The following is a 14,128-nucleotide window of genomic DNA, read 5'->3' as shown; positions in this document are numbered from 1 at the left end:
CCGGTCGGCGGCGCGGAGCAGGCACCGCAGGCCACCCGGTCCGGGCAGGCCGGGTTTGTAAAATCGGATTATCCATGAGCCACCCTCCTTCCCCCATCGTGGCCGATCCGGCCCCGGCCGGCGCTGCGGCTGCCGCTCCCGCCTTTCCCGCCGTCGCCTGGCCCGACGCCGCCCGCCGCACCGCGTTCGAGGCCTGGCTGGCGTCGCTGGCGGCCACGCACGGCCTGCGCCCCGCGAGCGTGCGCCCCGCCTCGGCGGACGCGAGCTTTCGCCGCTACCTGCGCATCGATGCCGCCGACGGCACCAGCCGCATCGTGATGGACGCCCCGCCGGACAAGGAGGACTGCCGCCCCTTCGCCCACGTGCAGCGCCTGATGGCCGGCGCGGGCCTGCACGTGCCCGAGGTGCTGGCCTGGGACGAACCCCACGGCTTCATGCTGCTGTCCGACCTGGGCGCGCAGACGGTCATCGAGCGGCTCGACCCCGCGGCGCCCGAGGCGGCGCACGCCTGGTACCTGCAGGCCAGCGACGTGCTGCTGCAGTGGCAGCAGGCCTCGCGCCCCGGCGTGCTGCCGCCCTACGACGAGGCCCTGCTGCGGCGCGAACTGGCCCTTTTTCCCGACTGGTACCTGGCGCGCCACCGCGGCGTGGCGCTCACCGAGGCGCAGCAGGGCGTGCTCGCCAAGACCTTCGACGTGCTGGTCGCCAACAATCTGGAAGCCCCCAGCGTGTTCGTGCACCGCGACTTCATGATGCGCAACCTCATGGCGCCCCCGGCGGGCGGGCCGCTGGGCGTGCTGGATTTTCAGGATGCGGTGCACGGCCCCATCACCTACGACATCGCCAGCCTGCTGCGCGATGCGTTCATCAGCTGGGAAGAGGATTTCGTCATCGACATTACCGTGCGTTACTGGGAAAAGGCGCGAAAGTCGGGATTGGTCGGTGCGGCGAGCGCCAGCGGCTGGGGCGCGGACTTCGGCGAGTTCTACCGCGCGGTCGAATGGATGGGCCTGCAGCGGCACCTGAAGGTGGCCGGCATCTTCGCGCGGATCACGCTGCGCGACGGCAAGCCCAAGTACCTGGCGGACACGCCGCGTTTCATCGGCTACATCCGCTCGACGGCCAGCCGCTACCGCGAGCTCAAGCCGCTGCTGCGGCTGGTGGACGAGATCGAAGGCACGCAGGAAGCCACCGGCTTCGCTTTCGGAAGAGTTTGAGTCAAAACCGCTACCGCCGCAATCAATACTAGGGCGTGTAGCTATAAAAATAGTAGCAAATGCCCCGTTTCCATTGCCCCTTGCCCCTGGCGGGCGGCGCCGCGCTGGCGCTGCCGCCCTCGGCCGCGCGCCACGTGCAGGTGCTGCGCCTGCAGCCCGGCGACGCGATCACGCTGTTCGACGGGCGCGGGGGCGAATACGCCGCCACCATCACCCGCATGGGCCGCTCCGATGTGGACGTGGAGGTCGGCGCGCACGACCCCGTGGAGCGCGAGGCCGCGCGCGCCGTGCACCTGGTGGTGGGCATGCCGGCCAACGAGCGCATGGACTGGCTCGTGGAGAAAGCCGCCGAACTGGGCGCGGCCAGCATCCAGCCCGTGGCCGCCGCGCGCAGCGTGCTGAAACTGTCGGGCGAGCGCGCGCAAAAGCGCCAGGCCCACTGGCAGGCGATCGCCGTGGCGGCCTGCGAGCAGTGCGGGCGCAACCGGGTGCCCGAGGTGCATGCCCCGCTGGCCCTGGCCGACTGGCTGCGCGCGCAGGCGGCCGAGGCCCACGCGGCGGAGGGCGGCCTGGCGCGCCTCGTGCTGTCGCTGCAGGGTGGCTCCCGCCCGCTGCGCGAGGCGGTCGGCAGCGCCGGCCGCGTGCAGGTGCTGCATGGCCCCGAGGGCGGGCTGACCGCGCAGGAGGAAGACCTGGCGCTGGCCCACGGCTTCGCGCCGGCCAGCCTGGGGGCGCGCGTGCTGCGGGCCGAGACCGCTTCGGTCGCCGCGCTGGCGCAGCTGGCCTTCGAATGACGACGGAACACTGAACAGGACGGCATGGAGAGCACTGTGTTGGCGGCCGAGGCGCCGTGGCCCCAGGGGGCGGAGAACGAGGGCGGGCTGTTCGACTTTTTCCGGGATGCCGATGCGGCGGGCGATTCGGCCCTGCTGTGGCGCATTGCGCGCGAGCAGGCCGTCACCCAGGCGCTGAGCGGGCTGTTCCACGGCCCGGCGGCACTGGTGCAGCTGCGGCTGTGGGCCTTCCTGCAACTGGCGCGCCAGGGCGAGGCCACGCTGGCGCGCGAGCGCATCGACGAGATCTTCCACGCCCTGCGCCCGGAGGCGCTGGACACCGTGCTCAAGCGCTTTCGCGACGTGGGCCTGCTGGCCTGGGACGACAGCGCCCGCACCTATGCGCTGCCGCCGCTCGCGCAGCGCGTGGCCGGCCTGCTGGCGCCCCTGGCCAGCGACGGCGGCGGGGACGAGGACGGCGGCGAGCTGGCCGCGCTGCTCGGCCAGGTGGTGGGCGCCAACCAGCTCGGCGCGCTCGATGCGGGCCAGGTGCAGCTGCTGCAGGCGCAGCTCACCCGGCTGCACGGCGAATTCGCCGATGCCATCGCCAGCGGGTCGGAGTTCCGCCTGCGCGCCGCGCGCCAGCGCTACGACCGCGCGGCGGTGCTGATCGACCGCGCCTCCGAGGCCATCACCGCCATCATCGGCCACGCGCACGGCCACATCGCGCTGGAGCGCGCCGCGCGCGGGCTGGGGCAGGCCCAGTCGCGGCTGCTGGCCATGGCCAGCCAGTTCAACCGCGCGCTGCAGCAGGTGGACCGCCAGCGCGTGACCCTGGGCACCACCGGCATCACCAGCACCGACGTCAAGCGCTGGCTGCAGACCGTGCGCTCGCCCCATGCGCTGCTGGACGGCGCCCTGGGCGTGCCCGCGGGCCTGTCGGCCCTGGCCCCGCACGAGCTGCTGGACGTGACCGAGGCCGAGTTCGAACGCGACCGCCCCGTCGCCGGCCCGGCCGAGGAATTGCCTGGCGCGCAGCCGGCGCCGGCCGGCAACCTCACCGCCGTGGCCTTGCCGAGCGAGCTGGGCGACCTGTCGGCCCTGCTGCAGGCCTGGTCGATCGAAGGGGACGGCGAGGCAGCGCCGCACGGCGTTGCCGCGGCGCTGCTGGGCGCCACGCCCGCTGATGCCCGTTACGCCCAGGTCGCCTACAAGGCCCAGCTGCTGCCCCTGCTGGGCGACCCCCAGGCCGGCGTGCTGCCGGGCGCCACCGGCGCGCTGGCGCGCCTGCCCTGGCGCGTGCAGTGGGAGGCCGCCACCGAGGCCATCGACCATCCCCAGGTGGAGCTGCTGAGCCAGGGCCGCATGGTGCCCGCCACCGCCGTGCCGGCCGACGCACCGGCCAAGGCCGCCACCGCGCCCGATCCTTCGCCGAACCCCGGCCCCGAGACCCTTTGAAGACCCCCATGGACGATGCCGCCCTGCTGATTGCCGAACTCCTCACGCGCCGCTGGCTGCCGCGCAGCCACCCGCGCGTCAAGCGCGCGCTGGTCGATGCCGAACTCTTCGCCCTGGTCGAGCAGCGCCTGGCCCAGGTGGGCCTGCGCTTCATGGACAGCATCTACGCCGACCACGTGAGCGTGGCCCTGCTGCCGCCCGCGCAGACCGCCGTGCTGGGCGAGGCCGGCGTCAACGCCAACAACAACCTGGACCTGCCGCGCGACGCGCAGGCGCTGCTGGTGGTGCTGTGGGCGCTGATCGTTTTACCGAAGCGCGAGCGCCAGACCAGCCGCGTGGAGCAGGCCGACGAGGGCCAGAACGACATGTTCCCCGGCGCCAAGCCGCTGCCGTCCGCGCGGCTGGTGAGCCCCGTGCTGTCGTACAAGACCCTGCTGGAGGACTACGGCAACCAGCTGGGCAAGAAGATGCGGCTCGATGCCAACCTCAAGCTGCTGGAGCGCCACGGCTTCATCCTGCGCCGCCAGGACGAGATCGCCGAAGGCCCGCTGCTGGACGTGCTGCTCGATTACGACGTGATGGCCCCGCGCATCCTCGACGGCGCCCTGGCCGACGTGCTGGCGCGCGAGCGCAGCGAGGCCGCCGCTGCCACGCCGGGTGCTGCCGCGCCCGCCACGGACCCCACCCCGGCGCCCGCCGCCTGACCGACGACGAACCCCGCGCCCCCATGTTCCACCTGCAAACCCTCGAACTCGTCCACTGGGACTACTGCCAGCGCGTGGCCCTGCCGCTCGATGCGTCCATCATCACCATCGCCGGGCCCAACGGCTCGGGCAAGACCACGCTGCTCGATGCCATGCGCACCCTGCTGGGCCTGCGCTGCTCGGCCCCGCGCGACTACCGCACCTACGCGCGCCACGCCGGCGCGCAGACCGCCTGGCTGCGCGCCGTGGTGGACAACCGGCCCCAGGGCCGCCAGACCTCCAGCCGCCCGTTCGCGCGGCGCCTGCTGTACGGCGACCAGGTCACGCTGGCCTGCCGCATCGACCGCAACGGCGGCGACTGGCAGCGCCGCTACTGCCTGCTCGACGGCGACGTGGGCATCGAACAACTGCGCGACACGCCCGAGAAAGACCTCGGGTTCATGGGCGTGGAGGCCTGGGGCCGCGTGCTGGGCGCGGCGGGCCTGTCGCCCGCCATCGCCCGCGTGCTCTCGCTGGAGCAGGGCCAGACCGACCGCCTGTGCGAATTCAGCCCGCGCGAGCTGCTGCGCCTGGTGTTCGACGTGTTCGGCGACCAGCAGGTGCTCGATGCCTACGACCAGGCGCGCGAGCACCAGCAGCAGCTCGTGCGCGAGATGGCCCAGGCCGAGCGCGAGCTCGACCACGGCCGCGCGCAACTGGCCGAGCTGCAGAACCGCGTGGCCAGCTACCAGAGCTGGCAGTTCAAGGTGGCCGAGCGCGAGCGCCTGGCCACCGAGGTGCTGCCCGTGCTGGCCTGGCACGGCGAGCGCGAGGCCCTGGCCAAGCAGGCGCGCGAGCTGCGCCGCCAAAAGACCCAGCACCGCAGCGCCCTGGCCGACCAGGCCGTGCAGAACAAGCGCCTGCTCACCCTGATCGAGGAAAGCGCCCGCGCCCAGTCCGACGCCACCCGGCTGCTGGCCGAGCGCGACGAGGCCCGCACCGCGCTGGACGACGCCACGCGCCACGAATCGCCGCTGGAGCAACTCGCCAAGCGCGAACAGGAGCTGCTGGCGCTGGTGGACAAGGGTAGCAACGCTGACGAGCTGCAGTCCCACCTGGCCCGGCTGCAGGCCGAAGAGGCCGAGGCGCAGGACGAGCGATCGGCCCTGCAGCAGCGGCGCAAGCTCGCGCAGCAGGCCCTCCAGGCCCTGGAAGGCCAGCACCTGCCGCCGCTGCCGCACGAGGTGCAGCAGTTCCGCAAGCGCCTGGTGGCCCAGGGCATCGGCCACCGGTTCGTGGCCGAGGTGGTCGAGGTGGCCGACGAGCAATGGCGCGCCGCCATCGAAGGCGTGCTGCGCGGCCACCGCTGGGTGGTGCTGCTCGACAAGGACAGCGACTTGGCCGAGGCCTACGAGATCGGCGAGCGCGAGCGCTACCGCCACTACCTCGTCGGCCCGGGCGAGAAGGCCCTGAAGGGCGATCCGGGCACGCTGCTGTCCCACGTGCGCTTCACCGCGCCCGTGCCGCGCTGGCTGGTACAGCAGATGCAGCAGCTGCGCTGCGTGGCCGATCCGCGCGAGGGCAAGCGCCTGGGCGGCACCTGGATCACGCCGCAGGCCTACATGCACGACGGGCGCGGCGCTCGCTCCATGTGGGTGGAGCCGCGCGAGCACCAATTCGGCGCCGCGGCCGTGCATGCCCGCCGCGCCGCCGCCGAGCGCGACGCGGCCCAGATCGATGCGCAGCTCGCGCCCGTGCTGGACCGCGTGCTGGCGCTCAAGCGGCAGATCACCGACACCCGCCGCGCGCTCGAAGGCCACAGCGCCGCCGAAGAGCTGGCGCGCCGCAGCGACGAGTTCGCCCAGGCGCGCGAGGTGCTGCCCGCGGCCAGGCAGGCACGCATCGCCGCCGCCCAGCGCTGGCAGCGCCTGGACACCGAGGCCACCCGCGCCCACGACCGCCACCGCGCCTTCGCCGACGAGCACCAGCGGCTGGAGCAGCAGCTGCAGCGCGCCCGCAGCGACAGCGACCGCGCCGCGCACGAATGGACCGCCCGCCGGCGCAACCACGTGGCCGCGGCGGGGCACAGCCAGCGCCAGCGCCACGGCTTTCCGCCGCGCTGGATCGCCCCGGCCACGCGCCAGGCGCTGGTGGACGAATACGTCAACGACACCCAGGCCCGCCTGCGGCTGCAGTCCGTGGAGCAGGAGCTGGAGCACAACACCTGGGAGCAGGACGCCACGGTGGAGGAGCGCCACCGCCGCATGGAGACCACCGTGCGCGAGCAGACCCTGAGCCTGTCGGACCACCAAGCCAAGAATGCCCAGGCCGGCACCGCCGTGCACAACGCGCGCGAGAGCTACATCGAGGTGCTGCGCAGCACCGTGCGCCGCTACCGCAAGAACATCCAGGAGCTGGGCGCCCTCGCCGGCGTGGAGGTGGCGGCCGACCTGCCGCTGCTGGAGAACGACGACACCGTGCTCGCGCAGGCGGGCCTGAAGGTGCACTTCGCGTTCGACGGCAAGGGCAGCATCGGCATGAACGACGGCGAGGCCTCGGGCGGCCAGCAGGTCATCAAGTCGCTCATCCTGCTCGTGGGCCTGCTCAAGGACGAGGAAAGCGGCTCGGGCGGCTTCGTGTTCATCGACGAGCCCTTCGCCCACCTGGACGTGCGCAACATCCAGCTGGTCGGCCACTTCCTGCGCTCCACCCAGGCGCAGTACGTGCTGACCACGCCCATCACCCACAACCTGGAAGTCTTCGAACCCGCCGAGATCACCCTGGTGACCAGCAAGAAGCCCCAGGGCTCGCGCTGGGCCCCGCCCATCGCGGTGGCCAAGCGGCGCGGCGTGCCGGTGCTGGAGCCGGTGCCCGCATGAAAGATGCCATTGCCATGGCCCAAGACCCCGCCGATGCCCTGCAAATCCGGAGGCTTTTGCCTGCGCAGTGGAAGGACGCCCATCCGGTGATGGCGCAACTGCGCGCGCTGGACGAGGCCGAGTTCCTGCGGCGCGTGCGCCAGCAGTCGTGCGCCGGCTATGAACTCGTGGGCGCCTACCAGGGCGGCGCCTTGGTCGGGGTCATGGGAATGCGGCCCGTGCAGACCCTGGCGCGCGGTGCCTACCTGCATGTCGATGACCTCGTGGTGGATGCCGCCGTGCGGGGCAGCGGCGCAGGCCGGGCGCTGATGGCCTATGCCGAAGCCGATGCGCAGGCGCGCGCCATGGTCGTGGTGTTCCTGGACGCACGGCCCGAGGCCATCGCGTTCTACGAGCGCGGGGGCTACGCGCTCCACCCGGCACCGTCGATGAAGAAACGGCTCGCGGCCGCTCCCTGACAGCGACAGGGCAGGGCCCGCGTTGCAACGCGGAGCAAGAGGGATGGGTATAAACCCTCCCATGCCGGGTGGCCGCGCAGGCGACAGGACTCCTAGAATTCCGCAGGCACCATCGGTGCTGGCCCACCCGGCGGCGTCGTGGGCCGCCCGATGGCCGGCCTGGCCTGCGACCCACTCCGAGGAGATCCCTTGCCGCCACGGCTTGCGAGATGGCGCGACCGCGCCCTGTTCCGTACCCCCTCCCGCGTGCTCGATGGGCTGCTGGGCACCGAGCGGCGCCTGCGCGTGCGCTCGGCCATGGCGGGGTTGGCGGGGCTGCTCATGCTGTGCTGCGTGGCGGCGATGCACATCGTGGCCCGGGCGGGCATCGCGGAAGTGCAATGGGTCAACACGTGGACGGTGTTTTGCGTCTCGGGCCTGATCGGGGTGTTCGCGCTGATCCGCAGCGGGGTGTCGCGGCGCTTTCGCGACCCTTCGCTCACGCTGTTCCAGATGCTCTATGCCGTGGCCTGCAACGCCGCGGCCTTCGTGATCGCGGGGCCGGCGCGGGGCATCACGCTGCCGATCCTGGCGGTGATCCTGATGTTCGGGATCTTCGGGCTGTCCACGCGGCAGATGGTGGGGGTGCTGTTCTATTCGCTGGCGGCGTTCGGGGCCGGGGGCGTGCTGCTGGAACTGCGCGAGGACCTGCACCAGGGCCCCGCGATGGCCGCCGCCTACGGGATCATGATTTTCGTGGTGCTGCTGGGCAGCACCTTCCTCACCACGCGGGTGCAGGCCACGCGCCAGCAGCTGCGCCAGCAAAAGCACGATCTGGCCGAGGCGCTGGAGCACATCCGCGAGCTGGCCACGCACGACGAGCTGACCGGGCTGCTCGACCGCCGCCACATGATCGAGCTGATGCGGCTGGAGCAGCGCCGCACCGCGCGCAGCGGGCATTCGCTGGTGCTGGTGCAGCTGGACCTGGACCATTTCAAGGCCATCAACGACACCCATGGCCATGCGGCGGGCGACCGCGCGCTGCAGGCCTTCGCCCGCTCGGTGAAAGCCAGCGTGCGCGACTCCGACGTGCTCTCGCGCTGGGGCGGCGAGGAGTTCGTGCTGATGCTGTGCAACACCCAGCCGGCCGATGCCAGCGCGCTGCTGGAGCGGGTGCGCCGCACCGTCTCGGCGCTGCGGCTCACGCACCCGGGCTCGGAGGCGATCCACCTGACCGTCTCCATCGGCCTGGCGCAGCACGTGGTGGGCGAGTCGATCGAGCAGACGCTGGAGCGGGCGGACCGCGCGCTCTATGCGGCCAAGGCGCAGGGGCGCGACCGGGCGGTCTGGGCGGCCCCGTGCGAGGAAGGGGCGGGGGCGGCCGGGGCCGCAGGTACGATCCCCGGATGACCACGCGCTACGAGACCCTGCCCCTGCCCGAAACCTACCGCGAGGCCTTCGGCGTGGAGCCGCCGGACACGCGCGGCGAACGCTACGTGAAGCCCCGCAAGCCCGGCTTCTTCATCCGCGCCGTGGCGCCCCCGCCGGGCACGCCAGGGCCGGCGCCGACCGATGCCCCGCCGGGCGATGCCGAATCGGCGGCCGGGGCAGATCCCGATGCCGCTCCCGATGCGGACGGCGCCCCCCGGCTGGCACGCGAACTGGTGCACGCCCAGTGGGGGCTGGTGCCGCACTGGGTGAAATCGGCCTCCGACGGGCGGCTGCGCGCCCCCAAGCTGGTGAACGCGCGCTCCGAGACGGTTTCCACCGCCACGCCGTTCCGCGAGGCGTGGCTGAAAGGCCAGCGCTGCATCGTGCCCATGGCGGCGTTTTTCGAGGACGACTGGCGCAGCGGCAAGGCCGTGCCCACGCGCATCGCGCGCGTGGATGGCCTGCCGATGGCCGCGGCGGGCCTGTGGGCCCGCTGGACCGGCCCCGAGGGCGAGGAGCTGGTCAGCTACACCGTGCTCACCGTGAACGCCAACAGCCATGCGCTGATCCACCGCTACCAGCCGCCCGGCAGCGAAAAGCGCATGCCGGCCCTGCTCAACGAGGGCGCCTACGGTGCCTGGCTGTCGGCCCGGCCGGAGAAGGCGCGGGAGTTCATGCGCCAGTACCCGGCCAACTGGCTGCTGGCCAACCCGGTGGAAAGCAAGGCTGACAAGGGGCCTCCCGCTTTCCTGTGACCCGGCCCAGCACGATGCCTGCAAGTTGCTATTAAAAATATAGCAATATGCCCTAGTGGTTATTGTGCTGGCGCCCGATTTTGCTCCAGGCCGCTGGTGCGGGGGCAGCGGGCGTCCAGCCATTGCTGCAAGGCCGCGAACACCGGCGCGGCGTGCTCGGGGCTTTCCTTGAACAGCTCGTGGTACGCCAGGGCGAACTCCTGCGCATGCACCACGCCCGGCGGAGCGGCCCGGGCGAAGGCCCGGCTGCCGGCGGGGTTGACCAGCCGGTCGGCGCCCGCCCACATCAGCAGCGTGGGCACGCTCCACTGCGCGGCGCGGGCCACGACGGCCGGGCCGGTGTAGGCGATGAAGCGCGCGAGTCCGGCGCCGACGCGGTCGTGGCAGCGCGGGTCGGCGCGGTAGGCCGCGACGACGGCAGGGTCGTGGGACAGGTGCGTGGGGTCGATCCCGGTGGCCAGGCGCAGGTTCGGCAGCACGCGGGGCAGGGTGGCCACCAGGAACTTCTGCGTCCAGCTCAGGCCCGGGTCCAGCGCGGGGGAGGAAAGCACCAGCGCATCCACGGGGCGCAGCGCCTGCGCCACGAAGTCCGCCGCCACCAGCCCACCCAGGCTGTGCCCCAGCAGCACCAGCGGCTGGCCGGGCGGCATCCGAGCCCGCGTCGCATCGACGATGTCGGCCAGGTCCACCATCAGCCGGTTCGGCGGCGTGAGGGCGCCGCGCAGCCCGCCCGATTCGCCATGGCCGTACTGGTCGTAGCCGCGCACGGCAAAACCCCAGGCGTTCAGCCGACGGGCGAGCCGGTTGTACCGGCCCACGTGCTCGCCCAGGCCGTGCACCAGCAGCACGGTGGCGCGCGCGTCGGCATGGGGCAGCGGCCAGTCCTGCAGGGCGAGGTTCTCGCCATCGGCGGCGGTGAAGGGGCTGAGGGTGGAGGGGGCGTCGGGATCGACCATGCGAAAGGGAGCGGGCTTGTCGGAAAAAAGGCGCGCCATGGTGGCGCGCCCGGGAAAAGGGGTGGGCGCGGCCACGGTGGCAGTGCGCAGCGGCTTCAGGCGGCCGCGGCCGGCGCGGCCGCCGTGCCGTCCTGCGCGCCGGCGGGCGGCAGGCTGGCGATGACCTGCGCCACGGCGGCGGTGAGCTTCTTGGCGTAGGGCACGTGCAGGAACTCGTTGGGGCCGTGCGCGTTGCTCTTGGGGCCCAGCACGCCGCAGACCATCATCTGCGCCTTCGGAAAGCCCTGGCTCAACATGTTCATGAGCGGAATGGTGCCGCCCTGGCCGATGTAGCCGCACGGCGCGCCGAAGTGGGCCTGGCTGGCGGCGTTGAGCGCGCCCTCGAACCACGGCGCGGTGTCGGGCGCGTTCCAGCCGCTGGCCGCGCCGCCGCCCTCGAAGGTGACCTTGGCCTGGTAGGGAGCGTTGTCCTCCAGCAGCGCCTTCATCTCCTGCACGCACTGCGCGGCGTCCACCAGCGGGGGCAGGCGCAGGCTGAGCTTGAAGGCGGTGTAGGGGCGCAGCACGTTGCCCGCGTCCTTCAGGGCCGGAAAACCCTCGGCGCCGGTCACGCTGAGCGTGGGCTCCCAGGTGCGCTTGAGCAGGGCCTGCACCGGGTCGGTGGTGGTGGGCAGCGCGAAGGTGGTGGAGCCGCCGCAGTCGTAGTGCGCCCAGGGAAAGCGCTTGTACACCTCTTCGCCCAGGATGCCGGCGGTGGCGCGGGCCTGCGCCAGGCGGTCGGTGGGCACCTCGCAGTGGAAGCTGGCGGGCAGCAGGCGGCCGGTGGCACTGTCCTCGAGCCGGTCCAGCACCTGCCGCATGATGCGGAACGACGAGGGCACGAGGCCCGACGAATCGCCCGAGTGGATGCCCTCGGTGAGGATCTCCACCTTGAGCGTGCCGCTGGCCATGCCGCGCAGGCTGGTGGTGAGCCACAGCTGGTCGTAGTTGCCGGCGCCGCTATCGAGGCAGATCACCAGGGCCACGCTTCCTAAGCGCGTGCGCAGCAGGTCGATGTAGGGCAGCAGGTCACCCGAGCCGCTTTCCTCGCAGGTCTCGATCAGGCCGACGATGCGCGGGTGCGGCACGTTCTGGCGCTTGAGCTCCTGCACGGCGGCGATGCTGGCATACACCGCGTAGCCGTCGTCGGCGCCGCCGCGGCCGTAGAGCTTGCCGTCCTCGTACTTGGGCGTCCAGGGCCCCAGGTCCTTGCGCCAGCCCTCGAACTCGGGCTGCTTGTCCAGGTGGCCGTACATCAGCACGGTCTGGCTCGACTGGGGCTGCGTGGCGGCCACCTCGAAGAACAGCACCGGCGTGCGGCCGGGCAGGTGCACGATCTCGAGCGTGAGGCCTGCCACCTTCTGCGCTTCGACCCAGTTCGCGGCATTGCGCAGCACGCGGTCCAGGTATCCGAGCTGCTCCCAGTCGGGGGCGAAGCCGGGCGACTTGGCGGGGATCTCGATGTATTCGGTGAGCTGGCGCAGGATGTCGCCGTCCCATTGGCGGCTGACGTGGGCCAGGGCTTCGGCGGGTTGCAGGAGGTCGGGGGCGGTGCGGGCGTTCATGGCGGTTCCTCGGGGGCGGTCCAGGAAAAGATCCTGCCACCGGCCGCGGCATCCGGCGGGCGCGCCGGTGCGTTGCAGTTCACCGCTCCGGTGGAGGAAGGGTTTCCGGATTGTCGTGCAGTGCGGAGGCGGGCACCACCCCGCGCAGATCGCCCGCGACGGCAACGCGGTTGCGTCCGCTGCGCTTGGCCTCGTACATGGCGCGGTCGGCGGCGGCGATCAGCATGTCCCAGCTGTCGCCCTCCTCGATGCGTCCGCCGAACACGCCGATGCTCAGGGTGACCGGCACGGTGTGCCCGCTCAGGTCGAAGCGCGTCTGCTCGATCGCCCGGCACAGCTGGATCGCCAGCTGCCGCGCGCCGTGCAGCGGCGTGTCGGGCAGCACCACGAGGAACTCCTCGCCGCCGTAGCGCCCGATCATGTCCTGCGCCCGCAGGCGCTCGCCCATGGCATCGACCACGCGGCACAGCACCTGGTCGCCCACGAGGTGGCCCAGCCCGTCGTTGATGCGCTTGAAGTGGTCGATGTCCACCATCATGAGCGACAGCGGCTCGCGCGTGCGGATGGCCCGGGCGATGTCGCGGTCCAGGGCGGCGATGGCCGCGCGGCGGTTGGCCACGCCCGTGAGCGGGTCGCGCGCGGCCATGCGGCGGTTGGTGTCGTCGGCGCGGTCGCGCGCCATGAAGATGAAGCCGAATGACGAGGCCTGCACGGCGATGAAGGTGGACAGGAACGTGGCGTGCTGCAGCCAGCCGCCCTGCAGCAGCCCGTTCAGCGGCATGGCGCCCGTGGCCGCGGCCACGGCGCGCACCACCAGCACCGACATCTGCAGCACGATGCCCAGCGCCACCAGGCCTGCGCCGCGCCCGGGCGACGGAAAGCGCCACAGCGTCCACAGCACCAGGGCCAACTGCGCGGGAAAGACCACGCCCGCCAGCACCAGGCGCATTTCGTAGTCCTGCAGGAACGCGAGGAAGAGCGCCAGCGTGAGCACGACCGGCCCGATCAGCCGCCCCCAGGGCAGCGGGCGGCGGTGGAACTGGCACACGGCCGCCAGCAGGCAGGCGAACACGCTGGACAGCAGGCCGTTGGCGACCACGATGGAGAGCATGTCCGGCACGCGGCCGCGCAGGGCCAGCAGCACGTAAGCCAGCGACTGCAGCACCAGGGCGGCGGCCCACAGGCCCAGGCCATCGCGGCGGCGCTCGTGGCCGACCAGCACCAGGCAGGCGGCCATGACGACGGAACCGATGACGGTCATCGCCAGCAGCGTGGGCAGATCGATGGCAAAAGTGGGCATGTCGGGTGCGGTGGGGCGTGCCGGCCAGGGCAGCTCGGGGGCCGCAGCATATACCACCGCACCGGCCGGCCGGTTGGCCCGGGTGGAATGGCTGGGCGCGGCAGCGCAGTGCCAGCGGCGCCGCCGTTGGCGCGCCGCTTGGCGCGGGGGCGCGTTCCGCTCAGCCCGCGGCGAGGGCGGGGCGCGCGGGCCGAGCGAGCGGCGTGGCCTGCGCCGTGGTCAGGCGGAACACCTGCACGGCATCCGCCAGCTGCGAGGCCTGGTCGCGCAGGCTTTGCGCCGCCGCGGCCGATTCCTCCACCAGCGCGGCGTTCTGCTGCGTCACCTGGTCGAGCTGATTGACGGCCGTGTTGACCGTGACGATGCCGTTCGGGAACCTCTCAAAACTTCCGAATTTGCAAGGCTTGAACGCCGTAACTCGTGATTTGTAAGCGCGCCAAGTGGCTGAGACAGGGGTTTTGAGAGGTTCCCTGCAGGCGGGACGACACCAGCCGGTCGCCCACACCGTCGGGAGCCTCTCACAACCCCATGTTTGACGAATCCGAACAGGAATGAGTGGGCGCCAGCAGCCGTTTGAGCGTGATGAGGCCCAGCAGCGGTCTGCGCCTGGGTGCATGAGGGGCCTTGCAGGCCCG

The 14,128-nt window shown here is 72.2% G+C and carries 12 protein-coding genes; 8 read left to right on the top strand and 4 right to left on the bottom strand.

The window, feature by feature from the left end:
• The first annotated feature begins 74 nt into the window (after positions 1–74).
• The 8 genes from AVMA1855_RS19195 to AVMA1855_RS19160 all read left to right on the top strand — a co-directional run bounded on the left by AVMA1855_RS19195 (position 75) and on the right by AVMA1855_RS19160 (position 9,633).
• Complete coding sequence (locus AVMA1855_RS19195) at positions 75–1,217, top strand: aminoglycoside phosphotransferase family protein (RefSeq protein WP_284426909.1); 1,143 nt, start codon at positions 75–77, stop codon at positions 1,215–1,217.
• Between the two features lie 59 nt (positions 1,218–1,276).
• Complete coding sequence (locus AVMA1855_RS19190) at positions 1,277–2,011, top strand: 16S rRNA (uracil(1498)-N(3))-methyltransferase (RefSeq protein WP_284426908.1); 735 nt, start codon at positions 1,277–1,279, stop codon at positions 2,009–2,011.
• Positions 2,012–2,035: 24 nt separating this feature from the next.
• Positions 2,036–3,448 (top strand): hypothetical protein, encoded by a 1,413-nt coding sequence (locus AVMA1855_RS19185; RefSeq protein WP_284426907.1) that lies wholly within the window; start codon positions 2,036–2,038, stop codon positions 3,446–3,448.
• Positions 3,449–3,456: 8 nt separating this feature from the next.
• The gene (locus tag AVMA1855_RS19180) at positions 3,457–4,152 is read left to right on the top strand and encodes a hypothetical protein (RefSeq protein WP_284407109.1); all 696 of its coding nucleotides are present in this window, start codon (positions 3,457–3,459) and stop codon (positions 4,150–4,152) included.
• 23 nt (positions 4,153–4,175) lie between these two features.
• Entirely contained in the window at positions 4,176–7,010 is a 2,835-nt protein-coding gene (locus AVMA1855_RS19175) for an ATP-binding protein (protein ID WP_284426906.1), read from the top strand.
• 14 nt (positions 7,011–7,024) lie between these two features.
• The gene (locus tag AVMA1855_RS19170; RefSeq protein ID WP_284426905.1) at positions 7,025–7,468 is read left to right on the top strand and encodes a GNAT family N-acetyltransferase; all 444 of its coding nucleotides are present in this window, start codon (positions 7,025–7,027) and stop codon (positions 7,466–7,468) included.
• 189 nt (positions 7,469–7,657) lie between these two features.
• Positions 7,658–8,857, top strand: a complete 1,200-nt coding sequence (locus AVMA1855_RS19165; protein ID WP_349817123.1) for a GGDEF domain-containing protein — start codon at positions 7,658–7,660, stop codon at positions 8,855–8,857.
• Positions 8,854–9,633, top strand: coding sequence for an SOS response-associated peptidase (locus AVMA1855_RS19160; protein WP_284426904.1), 780 nt, complete (start codon positions 8,854–8,856; stop codon positions 9,631–9,633). The genes AVMA1855_RS19165 and AVMA1855_RS19160 overlap by 4 nt, the downstream gene beginning before the upstream one ends.
• A gap of 59 nt (positions 9,634–9,692) precedes the next feature.
• Here the strand turns inward: AVMA1855_RS19160 and AVMA1855_RS19155 are convergent, their stop codons facing one another.
• From AVMA1855_RS19155 to AVMA1855_RS19140, 4 genes are all read right to left on the bottom strand, one after another.
• Positions 9,693–10,589 carry an alpha/beta hydrolase gene (locus AVMA1855_RS19155; protein WP_284426954.1) on the bottom strand — a complete coding sequence of 299 codons (897 nt, stop codon included), beginning with the start codon at positions 10,587–10,589 and terminating at the stop codon, positions 9,693–9,695.
• Between the two features lie 95 nt (positions 10,590–10,684).
• Positions 10,685–12,193, bottom strand: a complete 1,509-nt coding sequence (locus AVMA1855_RS19150) for a M20 family metallopeptidase (RefSeq protein WP_284426903.1) — start codon at positions 12,191–12,193, stop codon at positions 10,685–10,687.
• A 79-nt stretch (positions 12,194–12,272) separates the two neighbouring features.
• Positions 12,273–13,493, bottom strand: coding sequence for a GGDEF domain-containing protein (locus AVMA1855_RS19145; protein WP_284426902.1), 1,221 nt, complete (start codon positions 13,491–13,493; stop codon positions 12,273–12,275).
• 160 nt (positions 13,494–13,653) lie between these two features.
• Complete coding sequence (locus AVMA1855_RS19140) at positions 13,654–13,818, bottom strand: hypothetical protein (RefSeq protein WP_349817122.1); 165 nt, start codon at positions 13,816–13,818, stop codon at positions 13,654–13,656.
• Positions 13,819–14,128 lie beyond the last annotated feature (310 nt).

Origin of the sequence: Acidovorax sp. SUPP1855 (genome assembly GCF_030158955.1) — a bacterium.
In the GTDB taxonomy this organism is placed as follows: domain Bacteria; phylum Pseudomonadota; class Gammaproteobacteria; order Burkholderiales; family Burkholderiaceae_C; genus Paracidovorax.
The sequence above is the reverse complement of the archived record's forward strand: the minus strand, read 5'-3'. Positions and strand labels throughout refer to the sequence as shown.

What these genes read in the sequence shown, in the direction of transcription:
- AVMA1855_RS19195 (WP_284426909.1), top strand. Translation starts at nt 75, where the DNA reads ATGAGCCACCCTCCTTCCCCCATCGTGGCCGATCCGGCCCCGGCCGGC.
- AVMA1855_RS19190 (WP_284426908.1), top strand. Translation starts at nt 1,277, where the DNA reads ATGCCCCGTTTCCATTGCCCCTTGCCCCTGGCGGGCGGCGCCGCGCTG.
- AVMA1855_RS19185 (WP_284426907.1), top strand. Translation starts at nt 2,036, where the DNA reads ATGGAGAGCACTGTGTTGGCGGCCGAGGCGCCGTGGCCCCAGGGGGCG.
- AVMA1855_RS19180 (WP_284407109.1), top strand. Translation starts at nt 3,457, where the DNA reads ATGGACGATGCCGCCCTGCTGATTGCCGAACTCCTCACGCGCCGCTGG.
- AVMA1855_RS19175 (WP_284426906.1), top strand. Translation starts at nt 4,176, where the DNA reads ATGTTCCACCTGCAAACCCTCGAACTCGTCCACTGGGACTACTGCCAG.
- AVMA1855_RS19170 (WP_284426905.1), top strand. Translation starts at nt 7,025, where the DNA reads ATGGCCCAAGACCCCGCCGATGCCCTGCAAATCCGGAGGCTTTTGCCT.
- AVMA1855_RS19160 (WP_284426904.1), top strand. Translation starts at nt 8,854, where the DNA reads ATGACCACGCGCTACGAGACCCTGCCCCTGCCCGAAACCTACCGCGAG.
- AVMA1855_RS19155 (WP_284426954.1), bottom strand. Translation starts at nt 10,589, where the DNA reads ATGGTCGATCCCGACGCCCCCTCCACCCTCAGCCCCTTCACCGCCGCC.
- AVMA1855_RS19150 (WP_284426903.1), bottom strand. Translation starts at nt 12,193, where the DNA reads ATGAACGCCCGCACCGCCCCCGACCTCCTGCAACCCGCCGAAGCCCTG.
- AVMA1855_RS19145 (WP_284426902.1), bottom strand. Translation starts at nt 13,493, where the DNA reads ATGCCCACTTTTGCCATCGATCTGCCCACGCTGCTGGCGATGACCGTC.